At 37.4% G+C, this 26,755-nt stretch carries 29 protein-coding genes, 5 tRNA genes and 1 riboswitch; of the genes, 9 read left to right on the top strand and 25 right to left on the bottom strand.

Annotated features, from left to right (window positions below; all coding sequences use genetic code 11):
* Positions 1 to 44: 44 nt before the first annotated feature.
* Both OZP13_RS11725 and OZP13_RS11720 read right to left on the bottom strand, forming a co-directional pair.
* Entirely contained in the window at positions 45 to 719 is a 675-nt protein-coding gene (locus tag OZP13_RS11725; protein WP_281297248.1) for an SDR family NAD(P)-dependent oxidoreductase, read from the bottom strand.
* 119 nt (positions 720 to 838) lie between these two features.
* Positions 839 to 1,981, bottom strand: coding sequence for an ABC transporter substrate-binding protein (locus OZP13_RS11720; protein WP_269240320.1), 1,143 nt, complete (start codon positions 1,979 to 1,981; stop codon positions 839 to 841).
* An 84-nt stretch (positions 1,982 to 2,065) separates the two neighbouring features.
* Positions 2,066 to 2,405: riboswitch (cobalamin riboswitch) on the top strand.
* A 77-nt stretch (positions 2,406 to 2,482) separates the two neighbouring features.
* Between OZP13_RS11720 and OZP13_RS11715 the strand changes: the two genes are divergently transcribed.
* On the top strand, positions 2,483 to 4,423 hold the full coding sequence (locus OZP13_RS11715) for a TonB-dependent receptor plug domain-containing protein (protein WP_281297247.1): 1,941 nt from the start codon (positions 2,483 to 2,485) through the stop codon (positions 4,421 to 4,423).
* An 84-nt stretch (positions 4,424 to 4,507) separates the two neighbouring features.
* Here OZP13_RS11715 and OZP13_RS11710 read toward each other — a convergent pair whose 3' ends face one another.
* From OZP13_RS11710 to OZP13_RS11690, 5 genes are all read right to left on the bottom strand, one after another.
* Positions 4,508 to 4,843 carry a hypothetical protein gene (locus OZP13_RS11710; RefSeq protein WP_281297246.1) on the bottom strand — a complete coding sequence of 112 codons (336 nt, stop codon included), beginning with the start codon at positions 4,841 to 4,843 and terminating at the stop codon, positions 4,508 to 4,510.
* Between the two features lie 340 nt (positions 4,844 to 5,183).
* Positions 5,184 to 5,266, bottom strand: a tRNA-Leu gene (locus OZP13_RS11705).
* 52 nt (positions 5,267 to 5,318) lie between these two features.
* Positions 5,319 to 5,391, bottom strand: a tRNA-Lys gene (locus tag OZP13_RS11700).
* 41 nt (positions 5,392 to 5,432) lie between these two features.
* Positions 5,433 to 5,505, bottom strand: a tRNA-Lys gene (locus OZP13_RS11695).
* A 37-nt stretch (positions 5,506 to 5,542) separates the two neighbouring features.
* A tRNA-Lys gene (locus OZP13_RS11690) sits at positions 5,543 to 5,615 on the bottom strand.
* A gap of 127 nt (positions 5,616 to 5,742) precedes the next feature.
* On the opposite strand from OZP13_RS11690, the gene OZP13_RS11685 reads away from it, so the two are divergent.
* On the top strand, positions 5,743 to 6,261 hold the full coding sequence (locus tag OZP13_RS11685) for a shikimate kinase (RefSeq protein ID WP_269240315.1): 519 nt from the start codon (positions 5,743 to 5,745) through the stop codon (positions 6,259 to 6,261).
* On the opposite strand, the gene OZP13_RS11680 is transcribed toward OZP13_RS11685, so the two are convergent.
* Together OZP13_RS11680 and OZP13_RS11675 are read right to left on the bottom strand one after the other, a co-directional pair.
* Positions 6,253 to 6,753, bottom strand: coding sequence for a phosphoribosyltransferase family protein (locus OZP13_RS11680; protein ID WP_281297245.1), 501 nt, complete (start codon positions 6,751 to 6,753; stop codon positions 6,253 to 6,255). The two genes, OZP13_RS11685 and OZP13_RS11680, sit on opposite strands and share 9 nt — an antisense overlap.
* Before the next feature lie 105 nt (positions 6,754 to 6,858).
* Complete coding sequence (locus OZP13_RS11675; protein ID WP_281297244.1) at positions 6,859 to 7,251, bottom strand: RNA-binding S4 domain-containing protein; 393 nt, start codon at positions 7,249 to 7,251, stop codon at positions 6,859 to 6,861.
* Positions 7,252 to 7,329: 78 nt separating this feature from the next.
* Between OZP13_RS11675 and bamM the strand changes: the two genes are divergently transcribed.
* On the top strand, positions 7,330 to 8,337 hold the full coding sequence (bamM, locus tag OZP13_RS11670) for a BamM family beta-barrel-assembly machinery protein (protein ID WP_281297243.1): 1,008 nt from the start codon (positions 7,330 to 7,332) through the stop codon (positions 8,335 to 8,337).
* 86 nt (positions 8,338 to 8,423) lie between these two features.
* Here bamM and OZP13_RS11665 read toward each other — a convergent pair whose 3' ends face one another.
* From OZP13_RS11665 to OZP13_RS11630, 8 genes are all read right to left on the bottom strand, one after another.
* Entirely contained in the window at positions 8,424 to 8,975 is a 552-nt protein-coding gene (locus OZP13_RS11665; protein ID WP_281297242.1) for a YciE/YciF ferroxidase family protein, read from the bottom strand.
* Between the two features lie 196 nt (positions 8,976 to 9,171).
* The gene (locus tag OZP13_RS11660) at positions 9,172 to 9,414 is read right to left on the bottom strand and encodes a hypothetical protein (protein ID WP_269240311.1); all 243 of its coding nucleotides are present in this window, start codon (positions 9,412 to 9,414) and stop codon (positions 9,172 to 9,174) included.
* Positions 9,414 to 9,728, bottom strand: coding sequence for a rhodanese-like domain-containing protein (locus tag OZP13_RS11655; RefSeq protein ID WP_281297241.1), 315 nt, complete (start codon positions 9,726 to 9,728; stop codon positions 9,414 to 9,416). The genes OZP13_RS11660 and OZP13_RS11655 overlap by 1 nt, the downstream gene beginning before the upstream one ends.
* Positions 9,729 to 9,734: 6 nt before the next feature.
* Positions 9,735 to 10,019 (bottom strand): rhodanese-like domain-containing protein, encoded by a 285-nt coding sequence (locus OZP13_RS11650; protein ID WP_269240309.1) that lies wholly within the window; start codon positions 10,017 to 10,019, stop codon positions 9,735 to 9,737.
* 202 nt (positions 10,020 to 10,221) lie between these two features.
* Positions 10,222 to 11,448, bottom strand: a complete 1,227-nt coding sequence (glgA, locus tag OZP13_RS11645; RefSeq protein WP_281297240.1) for a glycogen synthase — start codon at positions 11,446 to 11,448, stop codon at positions 10,222 to 10,224.
* A 53-nt stretch (positions 11,449 to 11,501) separates the two neighbouring features.
* Positions 11,502 to 13,760, bottom strand: a complete 2,259-nt coding sequence (locus tag OZP13_RS11640; RefSeq protein WP_281297239.1) for a patatin-like phospholipase family protein — start codon at positions 13,758 to 13,760, stop codon at positions 11,502 to 11,504.
* Between the two features lie 241 nt (positions 13,761 to 14,001).
* Positions 14,002 to 15,072, bottom strand: a complete 1,071-nt coding sequence (locus tag OZP13_RS11635; RefSeq protein WP_432419478.1) for a bifunctional methionine sulfoxide reductase B/A protein — start codon at positions 15,070 to 15,072, stop codon at positions 14,002 to 14,004.
* Positions 15,073 to 15,241: 169 nt separating this feature from the next.
* On the bottom strand, positions 15,242 to 16,177 hold the full coding sequence (locus OZP13_RS11630) for a hypothetical protein (RefSeq protein WP_269240304.1): 936 nt from the start codon (positions 16,175 to 16,177) through the stop codon (positions 15,242 to 15,244).
* A gap of 135 nt (positions 16,178 to 16,312) precedes the next feature.
* Here OZP13_RS11630 and idi point away from each other — a divergent pair, with 135 nt between their 5' ends.
* From idi to OZP13_RS11600, 6 genes are all read left to right on the top strand, one after another.
* On the top strand, positions 16,313 to 16,840 hold the full coding sequence (gene idi / locus OZP13_RS11625) for an isopentenyl-diphosphate Delta-isomerase (protein ID WP_281297237.1): 528 nt from the start codon (positions 16,313 to 16,315) through the stop codon (positions 16,838 to 16,840).
* 112 nt (positions 16,841 to 16,952) lie between these two features.
* Complete coding sequence (locus OZP13_RS11620) at positions 16,953 to 17,363, top strand: 6-pyruvoyl trahydropterin synthase family protein (RefSeq protein WP_269240303.1); 411 nt, start codon at positions 16,953 to 16,955, stop codon at positions 17,361 to 17,363.
* Positions 17,363 to 17,842: a peroxiredoxin gene (locus tag OZP13_RS11615; RefSeq protein ID WP_269240302.1), complete on the top strand. Its 480-nt coding sequence runs from the start codon at positions 17,363 to 17,365 to the stop codon at positions 17,840 to 17,842. The genes OZP13_RS11620 and OZP13_RS11615 overlap by 1 nt, the downstream gene beginning before the upstream one ends.
* 88 nt (positions 17,843 to 17,930) lie before the next feature.
* Positions 17,931 to 18,893 (top strand): type I phosphomannose isomerase catalytic subunit, encoded by a 963-nt coding sequence (locus OZP13_RS11610; protein ID WP_281297236.1) that lies wholly within the window; start codon positions 17,931 to 17,933, stop codon positions 18,891 to 18,893.
* Between the two features lie 57 nt (positions 18,894 to 18,950).
* Positions 18,951 to 19,220 (top strand): hypothetical protein, encoded by a 270-nt coding sequence (locus OZP13_RS11605; protein WP_281297235.1) that lies wholly within the window; start codon positions 18,951 to 18,953, stop codon positions 19,218 to 19,220.
* A 75-nt stretch (positions 19,221 to 19,295) separates the two neighbouring features.
* A tRNA-Thr gene (locus OZP13_RS11600) sits at positions 19,296 to 19,369 on the top strand.
* 263 nt (positions 19,370 to 19,632) lie between these two features.
* Here OZP13_RS11600 and OZP13_RS11595 read toward each other — a convergent pair.
* The 8 genes from OZP13_RS11595 to OZP13_RS11560 form a co-directional block, all read right to left on the bottom strand.
* Positions 19,633 to 20,343: a DUF4369 domain-containing protein gene (locus OZP13_RS11595; RefSeq protein ID WP_281297234.1), complete on the bottom strand. Its 711-nt coding sequence runs from the start codon at positions 20,341 to 20,343 to the stop codon at positions 19,633 to 19,635.
* A 126-nt stretch (positions 20,344 to 20,469) separates the two neighbouring features.
* Positions 20,470 to 22,335, bottom strand: coding sequence for a M61 family metallopeptidase (locus OZP13_RS11590; RefSeq protein WP_281297233.1), 1,866 nt, complete (start codon positions 22,333 to 22,335; stop codon positions 20,470 to 20,472).
* A gap of 127 nt (positions 22,336 to 22,462) precedes the next feature.
* Positions 22,463 to 22,741, bottom strand: coding sequence for a DUF2805 domain-containing protein (locus OZP13_RS11585; RefSeq protein WP_281297232.1), 279 nt, complete (start codon positions 22,739 to 22,741; stop codon positions 22,463 to 22,465).
* Positions 22,742 to 22,862: 121 nt separating this feature from the next.
* Positions 22,863 to 23,690 carry a sterol desaturase family protein gene (locus tag OZP13_RS11580; RefSeq protein WP_281297231.1) on the bottom strand — a complete coding sequence of 276 codons (828 nt, stop codon included), beginning with the start codon at positions 23,688 to 23,690 and terminating at the stop codon, positions 22,863 to 22,865.
* 44 nt (positions 23,691 to 23,734) lie between these two features.
* Positions 23,735 to 24,337 carry an alpha-ketoglutarate-dependent dioxygenase AlkB family protein gene (locus tag OZP13_RS11575; RefSeq protein WP_269240300.1) on the bottom strand — a complete coding sequence of 201 codons (603 nt, stop codon included), beginning with the start codon at positions 24,335 to 24,337 and terminating at the stop codon, positions 23,735 to 23,737.
* Between the two features lie 73 nt (positions 24,338 to 24,410).
* Complete coding sequence (gene aqpZ, locus OZP13_RS11570; RefSeq protein ID WP_269240299.1) at positions 24,411 to 25,118, bottom strand: aquaporin Z; 708 nt, start codon at positions 25,116 to 25,118, stop codon at positions 24,411 to 24,413.
* Positions 25,119 to 25,268: 150 nt separating this feature from the next.
* Positions 25,269 to 25,499, bottom strand: coding sequence for a uroporphyrinogen decarboxylase (locus tag OZP13_RS11565; protein ID WP_269240298.1), 231 nt, complete (start codon positions 25,497 to 25,499; stop codon positions 25,269 to 25,271).
* Positions 25,500 to 25,572: 73 nt separating this feature from the next.
* On the bottom strand, positions 25,573 to 26,742 hold the full coding sequence (locus tag OZP13_RS11560) for a DUF1501 domain-containing protein (RefSeq protein WP_269240297.1): 1,170 nt from the start codon (positions 26,740 to 26,742) through the stop codon (positions 25,573 to 25,575).
* Between the last annotated feature and the right edge of the window lie 13 nt (positions 26,743 to 26,755).

The raw sequence follows: 26,755 nt of genomic DNA, 5'->3' as shown, positions 1-26,755 counted from the left end.
CTTGGATTTGTTTGTTTTTTAGATGGTTTTATGGGGTTATTATTTTACCATTCTGTTTTTCTTTCTGCTTCTATATCCCAAAATATTCCTGTTTCAAAGTCAGTTGTCACAAAATTAAATATTTTAATTGCAGATTCGTCTGGTGAAAGTTTTCCATTCACAATATTGTCTTTGGCTATAGTTGTTCGAACCCAACCGGGGTGAATAGTTGCCACTGTTTGTTTGTCTAATAGTCTGTTCGTTAGGATTTTTGAATACATATTAAGAGCAGTTTTGGACATGCTGTATGCAACAGAATCAACCCGTTCACATAATTCTATTGATCCCATTTTTGAGGAGATGTTTATTATTTTTCCACCCAATTTAATGTGTTTATAAACTAATTCAGTAAAAAATACTGTTCCAGTTACGTTTACATCAAAAGTCTGTTTGAAACTTTCTATCTCAGGATTTAAAGTGTCTAAATCGGGACCAATTGCTGCATTGTTAATTAAATAATCAATTTTAATATTTCCGTTTTCAATTAGTTTGTTGAAATTGATTATTGTCACTTCTTTTGATAAGTCAAGTTCCAAAACTGTAAAATTAGGATGTGATAAGTTGTCTATTTCCCCCGTCCGACTTGTTCCAATTACAGAATAACCATTATTTAGAAATTGTTGTGACAAAGCGAAACCTATTCCTTTACTTGCTCCTGTTATTAAAATTGTTTTGTTCATTTTTTTAAAATTAGTTTATCACTTTGAGGGGATTAGCTTCTCGATACAATCCCGCCCAAAAGCGGAATCACTCGAAGAGAGGAGGTGAATTCTCTGTTTTTTTTAATTATCATTTAACATTATTCTAATTTTTGGAAGAAAAATAATTTATGATTCGGCACTAATTCGGGATGAAAAATCTTGATCAAATCTTTCAAAACCCAGTCGGGGCGAGAAGAGGCCAATTCGAAATAGACAATTCCCCCTTTTGCTCCCTTGTTTAGGCTGTACGAATATACTTTTTTATTTTTAAACGAAGCAAATTGGTTGTAATGCGGATTGCTGTCGCTCATTTGTTTCAGGCTTGAAAAATCTCCGGGAGCAATCCAGAAATCGGCATTTTGTGCTTTTTCCAATATGGTTTCAAATGGCACTGCCAAACTGCCTGTTCCCTTTGTGTTTGCCCATAAATATTGTGATTGCGCATCTTTCAAAAACAAGGCTGCCCAGCTTTCGCCTTGCGGAACGTACCATTGTTCTTGATACATTGCGCCACTTAAAACAGTCGGTTTTGTTGTCGCTTTTTTGACTAATTCCAAAGTCGAATTGTATTCTTTTTCAATCTTCGAAAAAATGGAATTTGCCTTGGAATCCAATCCGTACAATGCGCCAAAAAACTTAATCCATTCCGCTTTTCCCAAAGGAGATTGCTCTGTCCAATCGCCGTTGAGCATTACTTTCAAGCCGCTTTTTTGAAGATTATCCAAAGTAGGATTGCTGTTGTTCAAGCCAAAACTCACAATCAAATCGGGATTTATGTCGATTAAAACTTCGGTGTTCAGGCTTTCATTGACTCCTACTTCTCGAACTTTTCCAGCGTCGATACGCTTTCTGGTTTTTTCGGAAGAAATGTAATCGGTGCTCGGAAAACCTGCCAAAGTATTTTCGACTCCCAATAACTCCAAGGCTGGAATATGAGTGGTTGAGGTCACGACAATCGATTGAATTGGAACTGGAATGATGGTGAATTGCTTCAAACTGTCGGGAATTATTCCGTTTTTTTCTTGCAGGATATAAGTGAAATTTTCTTTGGCTTCCGGCCAAGGATTGGTGATTTTCAGGATGGAAAAGCCTTGGTGTTTGTAGATTTCCAATCCTTTGGCATATTGGATTTCATTTTTTGAAGAGGCAATTGTGTCGTTGAAAACAGTAGTGTTTTGTTTGCATCCAACAAAGGAAATCAGTGATAAAAACAGGATGATTCGTAAGGAAATAAATTTCATAAAAAACACTTTTGAAAGAAGTGCAAAGGTATAGGTATTCCTTTTTAAAAATCAATTTTATTTTTTTATTCGAATGTTAGAACTACCTTTGCCGCCGTATTGAGGTTGCTGTTTTAAATTTTAAAACCGCATTAAAAGGGAATTGAGTGAAGTTTTTTTGGTTTCAGGTTTTTTTGGTTTCAGGTTTTTTAAAAATCTGCAATCTTGAATCTGCAATCTTAAATTCTAAATCTTAAGCTGTACCCGCAACTGTAAGCTATCAAGCTTGTTGTTATCTACAAAACCACTGTTTGGAAGTGGGAAGTAGGAAGAGGGGAGTTGGAAGTTAAATACTTCTGACCTCTAACTTTTGACTTCTAACTTCAAATGGGAAGGTCAACAACAAGACGCAAGCCAGGAGACCTGCCTAGTACATCGAGTATCAAACTTTCGGGAAAAAAGGTTTGGGTATGGGTCATTCTATGCTTTTCTCCCATTTTTATCATTAAAAATGTTTATTAAATGAACAACAAAATCGTTTGTGTTAGTGCGTTATTCGCATTAATGACAAGCTGCGTTTTTGCGCAGCAAAAAGACGCCATCGTGTCTAAAAATCAACTGGATGAAGTGGTGATCTCTGATTCCAAATTTGCTTTGCCCAAAGAAAAGTCGGGAAAAGTAATTACAAAAATTACTTCCCAAGATTTAAAAATGAAGGAAGGGCAGAGTGTGGCTACCATTCTTAATTCGGTTGCAGGTGTTGAAATTAACGGAAGCCAAAGTGTTGCCGGAAAAAATTTGGGCTACTACATTCGTGGGGGAAAAAGCAGTCAAGTACTTATTTTAATTGACGGGATTCCGGTTACCGATGCCTCGGGAATCAGTCTTGAATATGATTTGCGTTTGCTTCCTGCCGAACAGGTGGAAAGCATCGAAATCATGAAAGGGGCTTCGAGTACTTTGTACGGAACCGGTGCTGCCACAGGGGTAATCAATATCAGTTTGAAAAAATCAGGCAAGAAAGCCATTCAAGGAAATGTATATTTGAATGCTGGAACGTACAATACGGCATTTACTTCCAAGACAAGTCCCCAGGATTACAATCAAGGATTTTCGGTGAATGGGAACGTGGACAAGGTCAATTATTTTGCCTCTTTGAACAGTACGGAAACCACGGGAATGTCACAAATTGCGCCGCCAAACGAAAATGTTGCCTATGAAGTTGACCGTTTTTCGAGAATCAATTATTTGGCCAAGTTGGGTTATAAAGTTTGTGATAAATTGACCTTGGATTTCTTTGGAAATTTCGACAAAATCAATAATGATTATGACGGCGGTTTTGACAATACGGGAACCAATGACGTGAGCCAGAATCATTCAAAAACAGAACAATCCCGTTTTGGGTTTATGCCAAAATACAAATATGATAAAGGGGAATTCATCCTGAATTCGAGTTTTAACAAAATTGGGCGCACTTACAACGAATTGGATAGTTATTCTGGAACGGTTGGTTTGTCACAATACGATTCCAGAAGCGTAAATGTGGATGGCTACAATAAATATGAGTTTTCCAAGTCTTTATTTCTTGTGACTGGTGCCCAATATCAGTTTCACGACATGAACAGTGAAACGCCTTATGGAGGTGTTGTGAAAGAAAATGCCAAATTCAACATGATTGATCCTTATGTTACGGGAGTCTTTACTTCGGATTTTGGGTTGAATTTAAATGCGGGAGCTCGATTGAACATTCACAGCGAATACGGAAACCAATTGGTTTATAACGTCAATCCGTCTTATGATTTTAAAGCATTTCCGTTGAAAGTTTTGGCTTCTTACAGCACCGCTTTCGTGACGCCAAGTTTGTACCAATTGTATTCTCCCTATGGAAATACGGATTTGACACCGGAAAAAAATACCACAGTCGAAGCTGGTTTTGAAACACAGATTTTAGATGAAAAACTACGATTTTCAGCAGTAGGGTTTTACCGGGAGCAGAATAATTTTATTGGGTTTTCGCCAACTTATAAATACATTAATATTGAGGGGACGAATAAGGCCAAAGGAGTTGAGACAGAAATCACTTTTACCTTGAACGAAAAAATAAAATGGATTTCCAATTATACTTTTACGCAAGTAGATGAAGCTCTGGATCGATTGATTCCGAAACATAAAGTGAATTCTTCTTTGGATTATCAAATTTGCCCAAGAACTACTTTTAACGTGAATTACCAATATGTTGACGGTAGAAATGATGCTTTCTTTGACGGAAATACTTATGGGACAAAGAAGATTGTTTTGGGTTCTTACCAATTGGTAAACGCTTCCCTGAACTATGAATTGGTGAAAAGCAGGTTGACTATATTTGGTGCAGTAACCAATATTTTGAATGAAGAATTCGTTGAAAATGTGGGTTACAACACTTTGGGTCGAAACTTCAAACTGGGGTTGAACATCAAGTTGTAATTTCAAGAATTCCAAACAAAAAAAACCGTCTCAAATTATAATTTAATTTGAGACGGTTTTTTTTTGTTTGTGATTTCGATAATGTTAATTCGGCAATTTATTATATAGCTCGATGCTTTTAGGTGAAATTTGAGCCAATTTGTATTTTCTGAAGAGCATGTCGAAGTATAATTTTGATTTTTGAAAATCTTTGTCCTTGTAATAATAATTTCCCAAATATTCCAGCATTTCGATGGATTCATATCCTTTTTCGATGACTCTTTCATAGGTTTGGCGAACATCAATCTTGGCGTATTTTTTCTTGCTGATGGAATCGTAAAAAATAGTTTGGGAATTGGCATTGATTATGCCCAATAAAAAAAAGGAAAGGATGAAAAACCCTAATAAATTCCTTTTTGATTTCCCCGTATTGTTTTTCACATTTATGCTGTTTATGGTAAAAAAGTTAGGCTAATTTACACATTTTTAATTAAGTTGCAAATAATTTATTGTTTTTGTAATCGCATAACTACTTTAGCGTTAGTTTGTTGTGTGTGTTGTTGCTAATTTTGGAGTCTTTTATTGATTTGTCCTATATTTTTTAGAAATTAAATGTGGTCAACATTTTGGACTTTTTTTGAATTTTATCATTCCACAGGTTTTTAGGATTGATCTGGATTCTTTTGATTAAACAAAAAAAAGGTTTTAATCCACATTTCTAAAGTCGGTTGACTAATGTTGACTAAAACCTTTGTTAAGCCCTGTAAACAGGCTTTTAAAGTGACCACGGCGGGATTTGAACCCGCACGCCCTTGCGAGCACCAGCCCCTCAAGCTGGCAAGTCTACCGTTTCTCCACGTGGCCTAAAAAAAACATAGAGACGCTGCAATGCAACGTCTCTATGTTTTTCTTTGTGTGACCTGACTGGGTCTCGAACCCAGGACCCCAACATTAAGAGTGATGTGCTCTACCAACTGAGCTATCAAGTCTACAGACTATCAAGATTCTTTAACGTATGCGCATTATATTGTGACCCGACTGGGGCTCGAACCCAGGACCCCATCATTAAAAGTGATGTGCTCTACCAACTGAGCTATCGAGTCAATGCTTCAAGAAAATTATGTGTTGATCACAATTTTGTGACCCGACTGGGGCTCGAACCCAGGACCCCATCATTAAAAGTGATGTGCTCTACCAACTGAGCTATCGAGTCATATTCTTTTCTTGAATGCGGGTGCAAATATAAGATGTTATTTTTGATTTTTCAAAGGTATTTTGTTATAAATTTGTCTTTTTTTAACAAAATCCTTTAACGCCTTAGTATTTAAGGTTTTATTCAAATGAGAAAAATAGTTTTATTAGGTTATATGGGTTGTGGGAAGTCCACAATCGCCAATAGATTGTCAAAAACTGCCCATATTCCATTCGTGGATTTGGACAAAATCATCGAAGAAAGAACCAATTTGTCCATAAACCAGATTTTTGAACAGCACGGAGAAATCTATTTTAGAAAGTTGGAACACGAAACTTTTGTCGATTTGTTGAATTCTCCCGAGAATTTAATAATTGGTTTGGGAGGTGGAACACCTTGTTATGCCAATAATCACGAATTGTTGAAGGGGGACAATGTTTTGTCCATTTATTTGAAAGCTTCGATAGAAACTTTGTTTGACAGATTGGTTGCCAACAAAAGCAAACGTCCTCTTATAGCTGACAAAAACGAAGCCGAAATGAGGGAGTTTATAGCCAAGCACCTTTTTGACCGAAGCTTCTATTACAACCACGCACAACATAAAGTGGTGGTCGACGATAAAACAGTGGAGGAAACAGTTGCCGATATTCTGGAAATCCTAGCTTAAATAAGCGCAGCTGCCACCGTTTTCATCAAAAACCACTTGAACATGCTCCAGGGAGGAGGTAGAGAGCGAAATTCCTTTAAAATCTGCCTTTACCGGGTATTTTTTATGATTTCGATCCACTAAGACAGCCGTCTTGAATTTGGTCAGGGGAACGTCCAAGAAGTGTCTTACGGCATAAATCAGGGTGGTTCCCGAATTCAACACGTCGTCAACAAGTACCAAGCCTTTGTTGGTATATTCTTCTTTGGGCAAAGAGGTGGTTACGGCCGATTCTGGTTTTTGCTTGTTGATTCGGACTTCGCACAACGAAACTTTGAGTGTCGAGATGGCATTCAAGGCTTCGGCAATTTTTTTGGCAAAAATAAACCCATTGGAAGCGATTCCTGCAATGACAATTTCTTCTTCATCTACAAATGTTTCATAGATTTGGTAAGCAATTCTTTTTATTTTATGCTCTATTTCTTGATTGGACAGGATGATGTTTTTGTTCATAGGGATTTTTTTTCAAAGATAAAAAGAGTTCTTTCTGTTTTCTTGGTTTAGACGAATTAAATATTTTACTTTATTTTTGAAAGTTGTATAAATTCAAGCCGTATTTTATTCTGTTTCTTCAGCATCTGTTTTTGTTTCATTGCCAAAATCGTCAATGTCGCGCCGGTCTTTTTTGGTTGGTCTTCCCGTTCCGTTTTTTCGATAATGTTCCTTCGATAATTTCAACAATTCTAGATGCTCATAGGCTTCTGCCGGCGTTTCGTTTTTCCTGTACATATCGACCAATTTGGCGCCAACCCGATTCTCCGGAATGTCCAAAACGGTTATGATTTGCGTGATTTGATCTTTCCTGAAAGTGATTTTGTCGGTAGGAAAAACTTCCTTCGATGGTTTGGCTACTTGTCCATTTACGGTGACATGATTTTTTTTGCAGGCTTCCGTTACCATATTGCGCGTTTTGTAATATCGCACGCACCATAAATATTTGTCTATTCTCATAAATTTTGCAAAATCGAAGTTAAATTGTACGCAAAAATAAATCAAAATTGTATCTTGCGGGCTTAAAAATCAGCTATAATGAACAAATTTAAGTTTTATTTTATTCTATTAATTACATCCATCACTATATTTTCGTGTTCAAAGAATGAAGATTCTATAACAGTTGAGCCACCAAGAGATTATCAGACACAATACGACGCTGATATTAAAATTATTGAAGATTATTTAAAAACAAATTACATTACTGTTGTTGATAATCCTGGAGAAACAAGTGATCAAGATGTGATTATACAAAAATTAGATGCAAATCATACAGTGTCAATTTGGGATCAAACTAAATATCCATTAAAATCGAGAATTGTATTATTTCACAACATTAAATATACATTATATTATTTAGAGCTAAGACAAGGAAAAAAAGATGTCGTTACAGGTCTTGGAGGCGTGTCTCCATGCAATGTTGACGGTGTTTTAACATCATACAGAGGGACTTATTTATCAGAATCGACCGCAACAGCAACAACTCCTTCAACGATTACCGTTACTCAATTTGAAGATGCTGTGCTACCAGGTGATTTTCTAAGTTTATTTACCACCATCAAAGGATGGGGAGAAATTTTTCCGCAATTTAAGACTGGAAGCTATTTTTCAAAAGCAGACGGAACGATTTCTTATAACGATTTTGGAGCGGGCGTGATGTTTATTCCTTCAGGATTAGGATATTATACGGGCTATAGCTCAATTCCAGCCTATTCTCCCTTAGTATTTAGTTTTAAATTATATGAAATTCAAAGATCAGATATAGATAACGACGGCATTCCATCTTATCAAGAAGACCTGAATGGCGATGGCTATATGCAATTTTTACTGGCAACTGACGAGAATCCATATGCTGATGATACGGATCACGACGGCATTCCTGACTTCTACGATGTTGACGATGATGGCGATAATTATACCACGAAACTGGAAATCACTAATGCAGCGACGGGATTAGTTTATCCATTTGCATTGATTCCAGACTGTAGTGGCAACACTACTGACCCGGCCAGAGTCAAAAAACATTTAGATAAAACCTGCCACTAATAAAAAAAGACAAATAAAAATCCCATTCCTTTTCATTTTAGGAATGGGATTTTTTTATCGGTGAATGTATAATTTACATTACGAAATTACCAATTGTCATCCACATCAGCCGCATCAACATTAATGTCGGAGGTGGCAATTTTTGTCAAGGCAACATCTATTTTTTTTTCTTCTTCAAGAGTCATGGCCAACAATTCTTCGGCTCTTTCTTCTCCCAAGGTCACGGCATAGGAATGCAAAGTTCCATAAGTGGCGATTTCATAATGTTCCATTTTTTGCATAACGGCAATGATTCCGGCATCACGAACCACGCCTAACTCGGTGTCTTTCATGATAATCTCGGACTCTTTTATCAATCCCTCCATGGCACTGCATTTTCTTTCCACAACTTTAGCACCAATGGCGTCATAAATCCTTTCGATACGTTTAACGTGTTCTTCGGTTTCAGCCAAATGTTTTTTTAAAGAACGAACTAATTCTGGAGAAGAAGCATTTTTGACCATTTTTTGAATGGCGCCCACCAATGCTTTTTCAGACCAATAAATATCCTTCAATTCCACTTCAAATAAATCTCTTAAACCTTGTGCTGCATGCGATTTTGCTTTCACAACACCCTGTCTTCTAATAACCGTTTCCATGATAGTTTAACTTTAAAGATTAATAATTTATTTAAACACTGAAAAATGAGTCACTGTTTTCAAGAGTCTCTTTGCTCATTTTTTGAGTAGGTCAAAATTAAACAAAAAATACTTAACTATCTGTTAATTAACAATTTATAAACAAAAATATGTTGTTTTTAGAATTTGATGTTTTTAAACAAGATCACTTTTGATTTTATTTAATTTCTTCCGATTCTACCTGTTCGCTTCCGTTGGAACTGTTTTTCTTTATCGGAACGGCACAGCCATTTGTGCCACAACAGCCCGTATTTGTAATTGCCTGGAATATAAAAAATGTAGCCACAGCTCCAGAAAACAAGCTTAGGGTTTCAATGGCTTGAAAGGCGATATAAATACCCAACCCCAAACGAAGCCAACGCATAAAATTCCAATTATTGAAAAGAGTTTCTTTGTTCATTATATTTTGTTTTGCAAACTGCTCCATCCGCCACCATTGTAAACTTGGGTGTAACCATTTGATTTCAAGATATTTTTTGCCGAGGCACTTCTCATTCCCGAGGCACAACAAGTAATAATGGGGTGATTTTTGTCTTTCAATTTAGATAAGTTGTTCCTTAAAGCATCCACCGGAATATTGACCGCTCCCTTGATGTGACCCCCGGCAAATTCCCCTTTGGAACGAACGTCTAAAATTAACGCACCCTCTTTTACCAATTCACTATAGTTTACTCCCGGTCCGAAACCAAATATTTTTTTGAGTGTATTTATCATTTTTATTTAATTGCTGATTGATTTATAATAATTTACTGTTAGCCAAGAACCTCCATTGTAACATTCGATTCCTTGTTGCGACAGGTAACCTTGAGCCTGTCCGCTTCGCATTCCCGAAGCGCAACAGAGTATTAATGGTGCTTTGAGTTTTTTTAATTCTTCTATTCTTTCCGGAATTTCATTCAAGGGAATATTGATGGAACCAGCCACGTTGCCGCCCAAAAATTCGCCGTAAGAGCGCACATCCACGATGGTACCCTGATTTTCTGCAATGATTTTTTCTATCTCCATTTTTTTTGCTTGTAAACCCATCCTGATTTATGCAAGAATGAGTATTTGGTTTATTATGACGCAAAAGTAAGGCGGTGATATTGAGCGTACAGTAACTTTAGTTACACAAATGAGAATTTTGTTTTGTTTTAGGAAAATGGCATAAAAAAATCCGAAGTCGAAAGGCTTCGGATGAATGATTTATAATCGAATAGTATTTCTATCAAGCCTTCTCCTTCACAAAGCCATCAATCACTTTTTGATAATACTCAAAAGTAGTTTTGGCAATGGATTCCCAACTGAAAATTTTCAAGACACGTTCTCTTCCGGCTTTCCCCATTTGGGTGGCCAAGGCTTCGTCTTCCAACAATATATTTACTTGGGCGGCAAACGCTTTCTGGAATGCTTCGGGATTGGCTGGATTGAAATCGGTTCTGGAAACGCTTTCCAAAGGAACCAAATAACCCGATTCGCCTTCGACGATGATTTCCGGTATTCCGCCCACATGACTTCCCACAACCGGTGTTTCGCAAGACATCGCTTCGAGATTGATGATGCCAAAAGGTTCGTATAATGATGGACAGGCAAACACTCGGGCGTGGCTGTACAGCACTTTCACTTTTTCGCGTGGCAACATTTCCGAGATTAGAATCACGCCTTCCCGTTCTTTGCACAAATCGGCAATCAAGGCTTCGGTTTCTTCGGCAATTTCTTTGGTATCGGGCGCTCCTGCACAAAGCACGATTTGGCAATTTTTGTTGAAATGTTTGGCAGCGGCAATCAGTTGGGAAATTCCTTTTTGGCGCGTGATGCGGCCCACGAAGAGCACGAAAGGAATTTTGGGATCGATGCCGTATTCCAAAAGCAATTTTTCGTCAAAAGTAGGTTTGTAGAATTCCGGATCGATTCCGTTGTGGATTACGGTTACTTTTTCGGGATTGACACCATAGGCTTCGATTACGTCGTTCTTCATTTGTTGGCTCACGGCGATAATTCCGTCGGCTGTGTTGTAGGCACTGTTTTCTATCCAACGCGACAGGAAATAACCGTTGCCCAGTTGTTCCACTTTCCACGGACGATGTGTTTCGAGACTGTGCGTGGTCAGGATCAAAGGCGATTGAAGCAATTCACGGGTCATAATTCCCGCTAGATGCGTGTACCAAGTATGGCAATGAATGACGTCGGCTTGTGGCGTGGCTTGCGACATTTCGACATTTCGACTCATATTGTGAAACATCTTGATGTGTGGATTGCTGTCGTCCACCATTTTGGTCAGCGAAGAATTGATTCCTTCGATGTGCATACTTTCGGTATTGACGGATTGGTCACCAAAACATCGCACTTCCACTTGAGCCAACTTGGCCAATTCTTGGCTTAAAAAATCAATGTGTACGCCTGCGCCACCGTAAATATTTGGCGGGAATTCGTTGGTAAAAAGTGCTATTTTCATCTTTATGTTTTTTAATTGTTTAGTAACATGTTTTGAAGTCCAAAAGGGTGTTTTTAAAATACGAACCCAATCTTGATGTGTGAATATACCTTGCCAATTTCTGGTGAATACATGGCCGTTAGTTCCATTGGCAAAAAGCCTAAATTATAACCCAATCCCAACGAAAAACCATTGACAGATTTTACCGTATCCGAATTCCAGGCTTTGGTCAAGGTACTGAAATTGTACACTCCCGTGTTGGCTCTTCCCATCAAGAACAAATCGCCGGCAAAATTATACTGCATCCCCAGCATTCCCGAGGCGGTGGAACTGGAATTGATTTGTTGTTCGTTCAATCCCGCAAACACCACTTGTTGCCTGAACAATTGCTGGATACCGCCCATATAAAAATTATCCACTATAAATCCTTGGGAACGAAGGCATACTCCCGATTGCAAGGTATAAAAAAACGTCCATTTGTCATCCAAAGGATGGTATTGGGAGAAATTAACCAGGAACTTGTAAAAATCATCGGCTTTGTCGAGAAAACCCGAAACATCTTGGCTTGGGCCACCATTGGCAGGAGAATATAGAATATCTGCTCTTCTGTGGAAAACGACACCTGCTTGAGCAAAAAAAGTGTAGCCGCTAGTTGGAAAATGGGGACGATTGATTGTCGTGGCTTCCGAGGACAAGTATCCGTAGTAATTGCTGGCATGACCCTCAAAAGAATCAACGCTGATGACATCTGGCGAAAATTTATTCTTCTGGTAGCTAACCCCCCCTGACAAACTCCAATCGTTGTTCAAGACTCGGGTGTAGCTTAAATCCAATTGAGAATATTTGACACCGTAAACAAAGAGTTTTTGCGTGCCGTCGTATCTGTTCAAAGGGAGATTTTGTCGCTCCCAACTGAGGTTAAAATAGTTATTGGCCTTGGGTCCGAATATTTGTCGGTGTTCGAGCAAGGTCCTGAAGTTTTCGCCCACGGCAAATTTGGCCATGGTACGCGATTTGTCCAGCAACAAATCCCTGGAGGTCAAATTGAGCAATAATGCCGCCCCGGTATAGGAATGAAACGACAATCCAAATTTCATTTGGGTCAGCAACTTTTCATACACCTTGCAAATTAATTTGGTGTGTCCCTCGGTGGTGGGTTCCAATGAATAGTAGATATTGTCATAATAACGGCTTGAAAAAGCTTTCCGGAAACCATCGTTTATCTGTTTGGCGGTATAGGTATTTCCGGCTTTTATCTGGAGTTTTTCCGTCAATAAACTTTGGCTTGTTTTTTCTATTCCTTCAAAAATGATCTCGTCAACCACGATGTTTTCGACTTTCGGCAAACGATTATTGGGGTCATAAGCAACAGGATGTTTGGCATTCAAGGAATCGGCCAGTTTCTTGAAATAAGGATAATACAATTTCCCGATTTTGTCCCCGATATCCATGATGGAATCCGTGGAATCAAAACTGCCGGCACTGTACTTCTCCAATGGTGGCTCAATCACGAGGTCGCAAAGCTTTTTTTCCTCCACCAAGTCGTCGGCATCGCGGTATTGGGTAATTTGGTAAAAAACATCCAACACGTTGTTTAGTTTAGAAATATCGGGAAGTCCCGTAAACAGGTTCACGCCAATCACGACATCGGCTCCCATTTCCTTGATGTCTTTCACGGGAAAATTTCGAACGATGCCACCATCTACAAGCTTGGTCTTTTCATAATCAACGGCGGTAAACACGCTTGGTATGGCCATACTCGAACGAACGGCGGTAACAATGTCCCCTTTAGAAAGCACCACGGGCTTGCCGTTGGACAAATCGACGGCGATACATTTGAAGGGAATATTGAACTTTGAAAAATCCTTGACGTTGTAAACCGGCAGAAACATCCTGTTCAAGACCAACCAAAGTTCCTGCGAATCTATCAATCCCGTTGAAAATTGGGGTTTCATTTTTTTTACCCCTATTTCGGCGGAATACTGGCCGTATTCGTCTTTTTCGTCAATGCTGACGTGTTTATAGACCGGCTTGCCGCTCAATAATTCGTCCCAATTTAGTTTTTTGGTTATGTCTTCGATTTGTTTTCCGGTATATCCAACAGAATACAAACCTCCGATGATGCTCCCCATACTGGTTCCCGTTACATAATCTATCTTGAGTCCGGCACTGTCAATGGCCTTCAATACTCCAATGTGGGCAATGCCTTTGGCTCCACCTCCACTCAAAACCAATCCCACTTTTGGGCGTTGTGCCCAGACAGAAGTTGCGGAAAACAGCACTAAAAAGAAACAAATCAGAAATCTTTTTTTGGAGAGTAGTTTTTTTTTCATTTACATGTTTTTTAAGATGACGAAGATGTTTTAAAATCATTTATTGAGAAGCTTTGCTAAAAATGGAAGAAAGACCCAATCTATTCAAAAAAAAATAATTTAAGTAAATATATGTGATTTGCCTGATATAGAAAATATTTATTTATCACTATTTTCAAGCTTGTACAGGCTATCCATTTGCCATGGAAAAGTCACAAAAAAAACCGGAAATCACTTTCCGGCTTCTTCTTCCATTCCAATTTTATTTTTTCAATCTAGCCTTGAAAATCTTTTCGAACTTTTCTATTTTGGGCTGGATGACCATTTGGCAATAAGGTTCGCTTTTGTTGTTTTCGTAGTAGTTTTGATGATAATCTTCGGCTTCATAAAATTCGGCAAGTGGCTCCAAGGTTGTCACAATTGGATTTTTATACACTTTTTCGGCATTCAATTGGTCGATGATGGACTTGGCAGCCTGCTTTTGTTTTTCATCTTTATAAAAAATCGCCGAACGATATTGGGTTCCCACATCGGCACCTTGACGATTTAGCGTTGTTGGGTCGTGAACGGTGAAAAATACCTGGAATATTTCGTCGAGATTGGTCTTGGTCTTGTCATAGGCAATTTGCACCACTTCGGCATGACCCGTGGTTCCGGAACAAACCTCATCGTAAGTGGGATTGGCAACATCTCCTCCAGTGAATCCAGAAACCACCGACTTCACGCCGTCCAGATTTTCGTAAACCGCTTCGACACACCAGTAACAACCGCCTCCAAGCGTGATGGTTTCCAAGTTGTTCTTGTTTCCGTTTTCAGTTATGGCGCCGTCCGGAACAAAATCCAAGGCTATGGAATTCATGCAATACCTCTTGCCCGTTGGCTTTGGTCCATCATCAAAAAGATGCCCCAAATGTCCGTCGCATCTGCCGCAAAGGGCTTCAATTCTTCTCATTCCGTATGAGTTGTCTTCTTTGTACACCACGCTGTTTTTGTTTTCTTGTTCAAAAAAACTGGGCCAACCGCAACTGCTGGCAAATTTCTGGTCGGATCGAAACAATTTGTTCCCGCAAGCTGCACAATAATAAGTGCCTTTGGCATCCAAATCCCAAAGTTTTCCCGTGAAAGCCCTTTCGGTATCGGCATTTCTGGAAACGGCATACAAGTCGGGCGACAATACTTTTTTCCATTCCACATCAGGTACATTCAGTTTTGTTGTGTCGGTATTGGAATAATAAGGATTTTCGGGTTTGTTGATGGTGTTCTCCATGGCTGTTGTTTTTGGTTTTTTAGTTGATTGTCCGCAGGCATTCAATGTGAATAACGACAGTATCATCAAATAATTAAAAATGGTTTTCATGGTAATCTCGTTTGGATTCTGTGTAAATTTACGATACAAATGCACAAAAAAACAGAATAGGATTTGCAAAAGAATTCCATTTAAGGAAAGTTTAACGATTGTTGCAGTTCCTAAAAACTTGAAAAACTAATTCAGGCTAATCCATTCAATCGATTATCTTTTTATCAATATCATTCAGGAATTTATCATACACTGACTGCATATGAATTTTATTTTCGTTTGAATTAAATTTCATTGAGCCCATATTTTTTAGATATTCTTTTGAAATAACATCAAAATCTTCATTCAAATACATTCCCACATAGTAAAAATACTGATTACATATTACACATAAATCTTCGTATGAGTTTTTAGCTTTAAATTTTAAGATTTTTAAAATATTTTTGTCATTAATTCCTCTAATAAAGTTTAACAAGCTCAAATCATAGGCATCTAATTCACCACTCAAATTTATAAATGTATTATACAATCTTTCTTTATGATTTGTTGTCAATAAATTTGCGTAATTTATTGTTTCTATATTTTTTTCATAATCAAATGTTTTTATTAAATCAGATACCGCATCTTTTCTAGTTATATCAGTTTCTGCGCATTTAACTAGCCATTCAGTTGTTTCGATGTCTTTTTCATTTTGATTTTCAAGTTTCAAAATGTCTAAATATTCATTAATTCTACTTTCATAGATGTTTTTTATAGTATCATCTATTATAGGTTTCTTTCCGTTATATAAATTTGGAACATAATATCCTCCTAATTCATTGTAAAAATTGTCATCAATAAAACATAATACTTTTTCGTTTATTTGATATGTGTCAGGAGCTGGACAAATCAGATTCGGGCGAAAGTAAATATTGATTGTGTCATTTATGACTTGACCCTTAAGTATTTTTAGAATTTTAATTTTTGCAATCGACAGAAATTCATTGTTTTTTGCCTTGACGGAATCGATTTTAAAAACTTCTCCTTCAATAATATAAGGAGTTTCTTCTATTAGGGATTTTAAAGTTTTTTCAGAAATTGGAAGACTATAGTTTTTTTGAAAGAAAAAAAGAATAAATATAATTAGAAAGGTCTTTTTCATTAGATACATTTTTGAAACACCATCAAATATAATAATAATTTTCTTATACTAAACAAAACCTAATCTTTTCCTAAATTCTAAATCATTCCAATAATCATTTTCTTTTTTCGTATTTTTGACAAGCTAAAATAGATTATGAAAGAAGAGAATGTAATATTGGTAAACCCAAATGACGAGCAAATTGGCCTGATGCCCAAATTAGAAGCCCATGAAAAAGCGGTTTTGCACCGGGCGTTTTCGGTTTTTATATTGAATGGCAAAAATGAAATTATGCTCCAGCAAAGAGCGCAACACAAATACCATTCCCCATTATTGTGGACGAACACCTGTTGCAGCCACCAGCGTGACGGCGAGACCAATCTTCAGGCAGGAAACCGCAGATTACATGAAGAAATGGGTTTCGGAACCGAATTGAAGGAATTATTCCATTTCATTTACAAGGCACCGTTCGACAATGGGTTGACGGAACACGAACTGGATCACGTCATGATTGGGTATTATAATGACGAACCAAAAATAAATCTCGAAGAAGTGGAAAATTGGAAATGGATGGGCATTGAAGATGTGCAAAAAGACATGCAATTGCATCCAGAAGTTTACACGGTTTGGTTCAAAATTATTTTTGACGAATTTTATCATTTCTTGGAAGAACACAAAATATAACTTTATACATCAGAGGCAAGAAGTTAGAGATTAGAAGTGACGAGATGATACATTCATCTTATAAACTCTTTTTTTAACTTCGTATTTCTAATCTCCAACTTCTAACTTTACCATGAGAGTCACCCTATCCAGAAAAGCACATTTCAACGCAGCCCATCGATTGCATCGAAAAGATTGGACTTTAGAACAAAACGATGCTGTTTTTGGCAAATGCAACAATCCAAATTTCCACGGACACAACTACGAGTTAATCGTCAGCGTAACGGGAAAAATCAATCCAGAAACGGGTTACGTGATGGATGTCAAGGATTTGAGCGACTTGATTCTGGAAGAGGTCGAAAAACCATTTGACCATAAAAACCTGAATCTTGATGTGCACGAATTTGAAAACCTGAATCCAACTGCCGAAAACATAGTGGTCGTGATTTGGAATAAACTCAGGAAAAGAATCAAACCAGAATTGGATTTGGAGATAACTCTTTATGAAACACCGCGCAATTTTGTAACCTATAAAGGAGAATAATGGCACTGCAAGAAGGAGATGAAATTCCCAATTTCTCGGCAAAAGACAGCAAAGGAAATGATTTTTACAGTGCGTCAATCATAGGCAAAAAACCTGTGGTCTTTTATTTTTATCCCAAAGACAACACGCCTGGTTGTACCGCCCAAGCCTGCAGTTTTCGGGATCAATACGAAGATTTCAAGGATTTGGGAGCCGAAGTGGTGGGCATCAGCAGCGACAGCATAGCATCGCACGAAAAATTTGCCCATCAATACAAACTGCCGTTTATTTTACTTTCGGACAACGACAAAAAAATCAGGAAACTTTTTGGCGTAAAGCCAAATCTATTCGGTTTAATTCCGGGCAGGGTAACTTATGTGGTGGACAAAAATGGAATCATCCAATTAATTTTTGATAGTTTAGTTGCCACGAACCATATTCCAAAAGCTTTGGAAACCATTAAAAAAATGGTATCAGAAAAACCAAAAATAGTATTATAAATCATCCGATTTTTTACTTTATTTTGCCATTCCAATTTAATGTCATTTTAAACTAAAGTTGGTAAACTCACTTAAAAAAAAACTAAAAATGAAATTATATCCATTACAATTTGAGCCCATTTTAAAAGAAAGAATTTGGGGAGGACAAAAATTAAAAACTATTTTAAACAAACCAATTATTTCTGATATTACAGGAGAAAGTTGGGAATTGTCGACCGTTGAAGGCGATGTGAGCATTGTTGCAAACGGAGAATATAAAGGAAAATCATTGACCGAATTAATTGATGACAATCCGAATGAAATTCTCGGAACCAAGGTGTATGAACGTTTCGGAAAACAATTTCCGTTGCTTTTTAAATATTTGGATGCCCGCGAAGACTTGTCGATCCAGGTTCATCCCAATGACGAATTGGCAAAGGAACGCCATAATTCTTTCGGAAAAACCGAAATGTGGTACGTAATGCAAGCCGATAAAGAGGCAAGGATAATTGTTGGGTTCAAGGAAAATTCCAATGCCAACGACTATCTCGAAAACCTAAAAAACAAAACCCTGCTTTCCATTCTTGATTCCGTAAAAGTGGAGGAAGGCGATGTTTTCTTTCTGGAAACTGGAACCGTGCATGCCATCGGGGCAGGACTGGTCATTGCAGAAATCCAGCAAACATCGGACATTACCTATCGATTGTATGATTTTGATCGTGTGGATGCGGCAGGAAACCAAAGAGAATTACACGTGGATTTGGCTTTGGATGCCATCAATTACAATAAAGTGGATACCCACCAAAAATACGACAGAAAACCAAATCAATCGAATACTGTCGTGGACTGTCCTTATTTCACGACCAATTTTCTTCCATTGGACGGAGAAATTTCAGTTGACAAAACAGGAAACACCTTCACGGCATATATGTGTGTTGATGGCAGTTTTGAATTAGAATGCGAGGGTACAAAATTCGAATATATTAAAGGAGACACGGTTTTGATTCCTGCCGCCTTGAAGACTTTCATTCTCAGCGGAAAAGCTTCAATTTTAGAAATTTACATTTCATAGTCGGTAATAGAAAGATTATGTGTACTTTTGCAATCGCAAATTAAAATTAAAAATAAAATGGCAAACGTTAAGAATTTAAAAAAAGACATCAACTACGTTTTAGGAGATATTATTGAAGCAGTTTACTTGTTCGAAATCGCAACTTCTGGACAACCAACTACAGAAACTAATGCTTTGATTGACGAAGCTATCGCTGCTTTTGATGCTTTGATTACAAAAGTAAACGCCAAAAACGTTGAAAATAAAAAAGCACATTTCAAACAAATCAATGTTGAATTGGAACAAACTGCAAATCAATTGATTGCCAAAATCAACGAATTACAGTAAAAAAAAGCAGTAAAAAAGTTTGAATTTATTTTGGAAAAACAAAATTCAAACTTATATTTGCACCCGTAATGAGTCGCCAGCGTAGCTCAGTTGGCTAGAGCAGCTGATTTGTAATCAGCAGGTCGTGGGTTCGAGTCCCTCCGCCGGCTCTTTAAGAAAACCATCTAACGAAAGTTAGGTGGTTTTTTCGTTTAGGAACATTTTTGATCAATCCTAAAACTTGTGGAGCGACAATAATTAAGCATAACTATTGGTTTGTTTTAAAAGAAAGTATTCTATATTTTCCACACCCCTGAATTGTGGTCTCAAAGCTTTTATTTTGGATCGATCCTAAATCAGGATGGAAAGATGTATTCAATAAAAAAACCGTCTAAACTAGACGGTTTCTATGGTAAAATGGGTTAAATCAAGTTTACTTCTGTGCTTTAATTTTTGCCACGTATTCCGTCAATTTTTTTCCATAAAGGGATTTGGCCACTTTTGGGGTCATCGACTTTTGGATGGTGTCCAAATATTTGACATTGATGTCATAGATGTCGGATAAGGCGATGTAAGGCGATACCTCGTAGTCTTTGTTGTTGATGGCAAAATTGGTGGCGAATAAATATTTGCGCTTGGTATTGTTGTCCTGTTTTGCATTTAAGCTGGCCAAAGCTTCTTGGTCATTGTTTTTTAGCGCTTTAAATTTTGCTTCAATCAGGTCAAGATTCTCGTCTCTAAAACGGATATTTATTTTTTTATATTCTTCATATTTATCCTGATTTTTGGAACCTGTTATTTTAGCGCCTACAATATAGGAATCCAGGTTGGTTTCGATGTTTATGTTTCCAGGTTCGGCAAAAAATGAAATGTTGTTGTCTAAAGAATTGGTTACGCCTCTGTCCAAGAATAAATAAAGCATTTCTGGGGAGGCTATATTCAATTCGCTTTCAAACTTTGAATCGCCATCCATAATTATGGTGTCTAATGCCAGAAGTTTGTTGTCTTTGATTTTTTGAATATATAAAGTGCCTTTTTTCAATCCTTTTATGGTTCCCGTAAGATGTAAATTAGTTTTTGATTCGTTTTTGCCACAAGACGACAAAATTAAAAGTGTAACGAATGCAATAATAGCTTTTTTCATTAGTGTTTGTTTTTTTTTTTGCAAAATAAAGAAAATTGTTTGGAAAGTGGGAATATTGATTAAAGGATTTTAAAAAAAATCCAATCTATTGTAGAATTGAATTTTTTAGGATTAATTAATTTGTTGTTAGTCTTTTAACCAAGCTTCTTTCAATGCCGATTTTGAAGAGTCCGAAGCTTTCAAGCCTTCGATTTCCTCGTAAGGCAATTTGACGGTTCCTTTGATGATTTGCTCCACTTCGTTGCGTCTTATTTTTAAGGTTATGGGGGCGTTTTCTTTCCAATTGTCGCAATCATAAAGTATTTCATCTACATTATCCGAAGTATAGGTTTTGTCATTTACGGCCATTATAATGTCGCCGGCCACAAGTCCTAAATTTGTAAAAAAGTCGTTTAACGGCATGTCCGAATTAATTATGATTTCACTTTTTTTGTCGGTTTTGGCTATGTATTGTTTGCCGTCTTTTTCAAAAATAGAAGCAGGAATTTTTAGGGAAACTTTGGCAACGCCCACTTTTTCCAGATAAGTTTCATAAGGAATAGGCGTTGATCCCGCAACATAAGTTTTCAAAAAATCGCCAACTTCCGGATAGGTCAATTCGGTGATTTTTGCAAAAAGATCCTCGTCGTTAAATGCTTTTGTAACGCCATATTCATTGGATAATTTTCGCATTAAATCAAGAACACCTTTTTTACCATTACTTTTTTCTCTTATGATAATATCGAGGCACATTCCTATAAGCGCTCCTTTTTCATACACGTTTAAATACTGGTCTTTGTAGGGTTTTGTCAATACATTGGCGCTCATTATTGTAAATGGTATCATGTCGTCCATTGTTTTTGAGTTTTCGATTTTTTCGGCAATGCGGCTGTAAAATTCCGTTTCGTCAATTAATCCTTGGTTGATTTGGAAAAGATTCGAAAAATATTCGGTAATGCCTTCGTACATCCATAAATGCTTGGACATTTTTGGGGCATTGTAATCAAAATTTTGAATTTCTTGGGAATGAATGGTCAAAGGAGTCAGCGTATGAAAAAATTCGTGTGAAACTACGTCTTTCATTAGTGTGATGAGTTGTTCTTTCGACATTCTTTCGGGAAACACGACCGTTGTTGCCATGGGATGTTCCAGTGCTCCTGAACCAAGGGCGTCATTTTCCGAAGTCGATAAATACAACAATACACTGTATTTTTTTGTGCTGTTGATGTTGCCCAAGAAACGTTTTTGGGCTGTCATCATCGTTTTCATTTCTGGCGTTATGCTTTCTGCGGTAAATTTCCCGGTGGGAGAATAGACCGCAATTAGAATTTCCATGTCATCGACAGTGAATGTGGTATAATCCGGTTTGGCGTACATAATCGGGTTTTCGACCAATTCTGCATAACGCGAGCTAATAAACACATCATTGGTTACGCTCGAATCTTGGTCAATCATTGAGGTTGCTCCCCAAAATTGGGCTGGATGCGAAACCGTTAATTGATAAGGAATGGACATGAAATTTGTGAAATAACCCACAAAGCAATGGGTGTTGAGCATTACATTTTTATCGGCATCAATGTTTGAACCCGCAGGCGAAAAGATGTCTTCATCGCCAAAATCTTTTCCGGTTTCAGTGTCAAAGGTGTCGTTTACCCAATAGGTGATTTTGTCCAAAGTTTTTGCTTTGGCAATAAACCAAGAATTGGTGTCTGTTCTTTTGACTTCCAAAGAATTTCCTTTTTTGTCATACGCTTTTAAGTCGTCAATGTATCTGCCATAATTGTCGTTTGAATAAGTTCCGGGAACCATTTTTGGGAGGCGAAACGTAATGGTGTCGGTTACTATGGATGGAGGATTAATGCTAACAAAAACTTTGTCGTTTTTGACGTCGTTTAGATTGATGTTGACTTCTACCTTTTCTTTTGATTTTGACAAAACAGATGTTGGGGCGTTGATAGTTTTGCAACTCCAAAGAATCGTGGCAAATACTAATGCCAAGAATATTTTTTTCATGGATATTAAATGTTTTTTTATTCAGGCATTAGACTCTATAGCCCGTAATTGTTACAGTCTAGAGTGTTTTAAGGAGTAAGAAAAAGGAATAAAAAAACTCCCTAAAGGAGTTTAATAATACTATAATTTAATCGAGTTTGTTTTTAATGTAATATTTGCCGTCTAAATCTTCGTCAAAATCGTCAATTTTAAGAGGTTTTGGTTTTGGTTTATTGGCAATAGCCTTCTTTTTCCACATTTCAAATTTTTCTGCGGGCATCTTTTTTTTCATAATTTCAAGAACCTCTTTTTCGGCTAGACCAAATTCTTTCTTTATGATTTCAAAAGGATTTTTTTCCTCCAAGGCAAACGTAACAAGTTTTTCTGTTTGTTCCCAAGTCAATTCTTTGCGATTACTCTTCTTCATTAGTTGAAAATTAATTCAGGTATTATAGATTGATGATGATAGACTTTGTTTTCAAATATATTCCCAATATTAATAAAAAAAATAATTACTTCTTACCAAAAGGGATTTTTTTTTACTGTTTTTAATTGTTTTTGAAAGAACGGTGTTTTTGGAACGGTATTTTTAATAAATTCTTCAATTGGTTATTGTTTTCGGGTTCCATATAAGTGTCTATTCCATAAATGATTTCTTCTTTAGGCAGATACATAAATGTGCCGAATATTCGATCCCAAACCGAAAAAATATTACCGTAATTACTGTCTGTGTACGGCAATATATAATGATGGTGAACCTTGTGCATGTTTGGGGAAACTAAAAAATAACTCAAGAAAACGTCCAGTTTTTTGGGCAGGGAAATATTAGCATGCGTAAACTGTGTCGAAATCACCGAAAGGGTTTGATACATAAAAACCAGCCACATCGGACATCCAACGATTAGGATTCCCAGAGTGGTAAAAACGAATCGAATGACACTCTCGCCCGGATGATGACGATTCCCCGAGGTGGTGTCAACCCAAGTATCGGTGTGATGAATCAAGTGAAATCGCCACAGAAACTTGACTTTATGCTCAATTAAATGCACCAAATAAGCGCCAATCAAATCCAATAGCAGCAATCCAACCAAAGCATAAAGCCAAAGAGGCATCTGTGGCAACCATTGCAACACTCCAAAATTATTGGCGATAGTCCAATCGGATGTTTTCAATAAAATAAAGGCCAAGCTAAAGTTGACAATGATGGTGGTCAGCGTCAGGAAAAAATTTATTCCGGCATGTTGCCACTTTTTATAATTGAACTTAAAAAGCGGAAAAGCATTTTCGATTAACCAAAAAAGGGTAATTCCACCCACAAGTATCAAACTTCTGTGCGAAGACGGAATGGTTGAAAAGTAAGTGATAATCTCGTTCATAATCAGTATTTTATTCCAAATCTAATGATTTTTAAATAATCTGATTATTGGATGACCCGAAATGTTAGATTTATTCTGGAGCCAATGGGTTTTAAAGTTTTCGGAATTTGATGTTTCCAGAAATTTTGGGTGGTTCTCTTCATTAGCAGCAAGCTTCCGTGTTCGAGCAAAATGTTTTGCTTTAGACCCGGAATCGAATTGTGTTTCAGTTGAAAAACTCTTTCCGCTCCAAAGCTCACCGAGGCAATTATTGGGTTTACGCCCAATTCTTTTTCGTTGTCGGCGTGCCAACCGTTGCTGTCTTTTCCATCACGATACTGGTTGAGTAAAACCGTGGTGAAATTCGAGTCGCAAACACTTTCGACTTTTAATTTTATTTTTTGCAGAAGCATTGTCCAAGGATGCGGTTTCATCTTGATGTTCGAATAGGAATAGGATTTTCCTTCGTTTCCAAATAATGCCGTCAAGCGCGGTTGTTGATGGATTTTTCCATAAACGCGAATGTCGTCCTGTTGCCAAGGAATATCATTTTTCAATTCGGCAAAAATGGTATCGGCCTCTTTTTTGTCGAAAAAGTGGGGATAATAAATGATTTCTGCATCCGGCAAATTTAGAATTATCGGTTCCGATTGAAAAAGTGAATTCATAATGCAAAAATAAAGAGAAAAACGAAGATTTTCATCTTTGTTTTTCTCTTTGAAATATAATTTAAAAAAGGAATTATGCTTCTGAATTGTCCTGTAGCAAGTTTTTATAAATTAATCCAGCCACAATCGCACCCAATATTGGTGCAGCCCAAAACAACCAAACTTGAGACAACGGTTCGCCACCCACAAAAATAGCCTGAGACAAAGAACGGGCTGGGTTTACGGAAGTATTGGTAATAGGAATACTAATTAAGTGAATTAAGGTCAATGCCAATCCAATGGCAACTCCAGCGAACTTTCCGTTGGCAAATTTGTCTGTTGCACCAAGGATTACCAACAAGAAAAATAGTGTCAAAACAAACTCGGCGATGAAGGCAGATTGCATAGAATAACCATCAGGAGAAAAAGCGCCAAAACCATTGGAAGCAAAAGCACCTGCTTTGGAAGCATCGATGGCAAATCCTGCTTTTCCGGAAGCAATCGTGAATAATGTTCCAGCGGCAGCAATGGCTCCAACACATTGGGCGACGATGTAAGGCACTAATTCCTTGGCGGAAAAACGACCTCCAGCCCATAATCCGAAAGAAACTGCGGGATTAAAATGTCCGCCAGAAATATGACCCACGGCATAAGCCATTGTCAAAACAGTTAAACCAAAAGCAAGAGAAACTCCCACGAATCCAATTCCTAAATCCGGAATCCCGGCAGCAAAAAGAGCGCTACCGCAACCACCAAAAACCAACCAATACGTACCAAAAAATTCAGCCAATAATTTTCTCATAATGTAAAATTTAGATTGTTAATACATTACGAAGTTAAGTTAAATAAATCTTAAAGTCAAAATTATTTATTGAATTATCTGCGTAATAACCAGTTACTTCCATTAGAGTTAACTAAAGAAAGTTCTCATTTACACACTGAAATGAAAGAATTAGTTGCTTCGGAAGTGCTTGGTTAAATAAAAAATATTGACTCCCAATATGAAGGCATTGGAAATAATTATCGGCCAAGACGTCGCCAACATAAACCCATAAACCACAAACAACAAGCATCCCGTTGAATTTATTATTCGCAACGTGTTAATGTTTTTCATTAGAAATGAAACCATCAATACCAATGATGCCAAATAACCTACTCCTTCTGTCAATGAAATATCAAACATTTTGTTTTATTTTTAAAATGAGGCATAAAAATAAGATATAGTTATGGTTTGAAGGATAGAAATTTCGTATTTTTTAGAACAGTCCTTCCAAAGCCTTGTTTTTTATTCCAATTTTGGTGAAATCAAAATCCAATTTGTTTTTCAAAATCGATGCATAAACACTCCTGAAATCAATCTCGTGTTTCAAATCGCCATTGTCCAAATCCGAAAGATTGGGGTTGTTGCCAATGATTTTACCGCGATTATTTCCGCCAATGACAAACATCGGGGCGGCTGTTCCGTGGTCGGTTCCTCGTCCGTTGTCTTTTACGCGGCGACCAAACTCGGAGAAAACCACGATGGTCACGTTTTGCAATTGTTGCGATTTTTTCAAATCTTCATAGAAACTATAAACGGCATCGTTGAGTTCCGTCAATTTGTTTTTGTGAATGGCCAATTGATTGTCGTGGGTGTCAAAACCGCCCAGCGAAGTATAATATACTTTCGAATTCAGGTTTCCTTTGATCAATTTAGAAATCCATTCCAGATTTTTTGCCAAACCTGTTTTTGGATAAACCACGTCCGAAGCGGTTGATTTGGCCAATGCTTTCTGAATATCATCCGATCCTTCCACAACGGAATTGGCCACTTTTCGAACAAAATCCAGCTGTGGATTATTGGATAATTGATCGTCATTTTCTGCCTTGTTTTTGGTTTTGAATCGGTTCGGGTCTTTTACGGTAATCGAATTGGGTTCTTCGCCTTTCAAGGCCAAGTTGTCAATAGAATCCAAGTTAATTCCCGCCGTGGGTTGGTGTTCCTTGCATTGCAAATCCAGATAACGCCCCAGCCAACCATCACTTAAATATTCCTGATTGGTTGGTGCGGTTTGCCAAATTTCTTGACTTCGAAAATGGGAACGAACCGGATTTGGGTAGCCCGCATTTTGTATCACCGACAAATCGCCACTTTGTTGGATTGCTGCAAATCCTTTCAGGGCTGGATGAAAAGCCATTCCTTTGTATGAATTTAAAACTTCGGTTTTAGAAAGGGAAATTGTGGGGCGTGAATTATAATAAAGCGCGTCTTCAAAAGGAATAAAGGTGTTCAGTCCATCGTTTCCACCATTCAATTGAACGAAAACCACGCATTGTTCGCCTACAACTAAATTATTTTGGGAGCCAAAAGAGTATAAAAAATCAGGCAATAGGAGTGAACCGCCTGTGAAAGTTCCTGTCAGGGTTAAAAATTTTCTTCTGTCCATTTTCATAATAGTA

This window comes from Flavobacterium limnophilum (assembly GCF_027111315.2).
Classification (GTDB): Bacteria; Bacteroidota; Bacteroidia; order Flavobacteriales; family Flavobacteriaceae; genus Flavobacterium; species Flavobacterium limnophilum.
Note: the sequence above shows the minus strand (reverse complement) of the source record. Positions and strands in the feature narration are given on the sequence as shown.

Coding starts and splice junctions, on each gene's coding strand:
- OZP13_RS11560 (WP_269240297.1), bottom strand. CDS start 26,742: ATGGACAGAAGAAAATTTTTAACCCTGACAGGAACTTTCACAGGCGGT.
- OZP13_RS11650 (WP_269240309.1), bottom strand. CDS start 10,019: ATGGAGATAGAAAAAATCATTGCAGAAAATCAGGGTACCATCGTGGAT.
- OZP13_RS11635 (WP_432419478.1), bottom strand. CDS start 15,072: ATGATACTGTCGTTATTCACATTGAATGCCTGCGGACAATCAACTAAA.
- OZP13_RS11725 (WP_281297248.1), bottom strand. CDS start 719: ATGAACAAAACAATTTTAATAACAGGAGCAAGTAAAGGAATAGGTTTC.
- OZP13_RS11610 (WP_281297236.1), top strand. CDS start 17,931: ATGAAATTATATCCATTACAATTTGAGCCCATTTTAAAAGAAAGAATT.
- OZP13_RS11680 (WP_281297245.1), bottom strand. CDS start 6,753: ATGAACAAAAACATCATCCTGTCCAATCAAGAAATAGAGCATAAAATA.
- OZP13_RS11565 (WP_269240298.1), bottom strand. CDS start 25,499: ATGTTTGATATTTCATTGACAGAAGGAGTAGGTTATTTGGCATCATTG.
- OZP13_RS11615 (WP_269240302.1), top strand. CDS start 17,363: ATGGCACTGCAAGAAGGAGATGAAATTCCCAATTTCTCGGCAAAAGAC.
- aqpZ (WP_269240299.1), bottom strand. CDS start 25,118: ATGAGAAAATTATTGGCTGAATTTTTTGGTACGTATTGGTTGGTTTTT.
- OZP13_RS11580 (WP_281297231.1), bottom strand. CDS start 23,690: ATGAACGAGATTATCACTTACTTTTCAACCATTCCGTCTTCGCACAGA.
- OZP13_RS11620 (WP_269240303.1), top strand. CDS start 16,953: ATGAGAGTCACCCTATCCAGAAAAGCACATTTCAACGCAGCCCATCGA.
- glgA (WP_281297240.1), bottom strand. CDS start 11,448: ATGAAAATAGCACTTTTTACCAACGAATTCCCGCCAAATATTTACGGT.
- OZP13_RS11720 (WP_269240320.1), bottom strand. CDS start 1,981: ATGAAATTTATTTCCTTACGAATCATCCTGTTTTTATCACTGATTTCC.
- OZP13_RS11675 (WP_281297244.1), bottom strand. CDS start 7,251: ATGAGAATAGACAAATATTTATGGTGCGTGCGATATTACAAAACGCGC.
- OZP13_RS11585 (WP_281297232.1), bottom strand. CDS start 22,741: ATGAAGAAGAGTAATCGCAAAGAATTGACTTGGGAACAAACAGAAAAA.
- OZP13_RS11715 (WP_281297247.1), top strand. CDS start 2,483: ATGAACAACAAAATCGTTTGTGTTAGTGCGTTATTCGCATTAATGACA.
- OZP13_RS11655 (WP_281297241.1), bottom strand. CDS start 9,728: ATGATAAATACACTCAAAAAAATATTTGGTTTCGGACCGGGAGTAAAC.
- OZP13_RS11605 (WP_281297235.1), top strand. CDS start 18,951: ATGGCAAACGTTAAGAATTTAAAAAAAGACATCAACTACGTTTTAGGA.
- bamM (WP_281297243.1), top strand. CDS start 7,330: ATGAACAAATTTAAGTTTTATTTTATTCTATTAATTACATCCATCACT.
- OZP13_RS11630 (WP_269240304.1), bottom strand. CDS start 16,177: ATGAAAAAGACCTTTCTAATTATATTTATTCTTTTTTTCTTTCAAAAA.
- OZP13_RS11590 (WP_281297233.1), bottom strand. CDS start 22,335: ATGAAAAAAATATTCTTGGCATTAGTATTTGCCACGATTCTTTGGAGT.
- OZP13_RS11665 (WP_281297242.1), bottom strand. CDS start 8,975: ATGGAAACGGTTATTAGAAGACAGGGTGTTGTGAAAGCAAAATCGCAT.
- OZP13_RS11595 (WP_281297234.1), bottom strand. CDS start 20,343: ATGAAAAAAGCTATTATTGCATTCGTTACACTTTTAATTTTGTCGTCT.
- OZP13_RS11660 (WP_269240311.1), bottom strand. CDS start 9,414: ATGAACAAAGAAACTCTTTTCAATAATTGGAATTTTATGCGTTGGCTT.
- OZP13_RS11640 (WP_281297239.1), bottom strand. CDS start 13,760: ATGAAAAAAAAACTACTCTCCAAAAAAAGATTTCTGATTTGTTTCTTT.
- OZP13_RS11575 (WP_269240300.1), bottom strand. CDS start 24,337: ATGAATTCACTTTTTCAATCGGAACCGATAATTCTAAATTTGCCGGAT.
- OZP13_RS11685 (WP_269240315.1), top strand. CDS start 5,743: ATGAGAAAAATAGTTTTATTAGGTTATATGGGTTGTGGGAAGTCCACA.
- idi (WP_281297237.1), top strand. CDS start 16,313: ATGAAAGAAGAGAATGTAATATTGGTAAACCCAAATGACGAGCAAATT.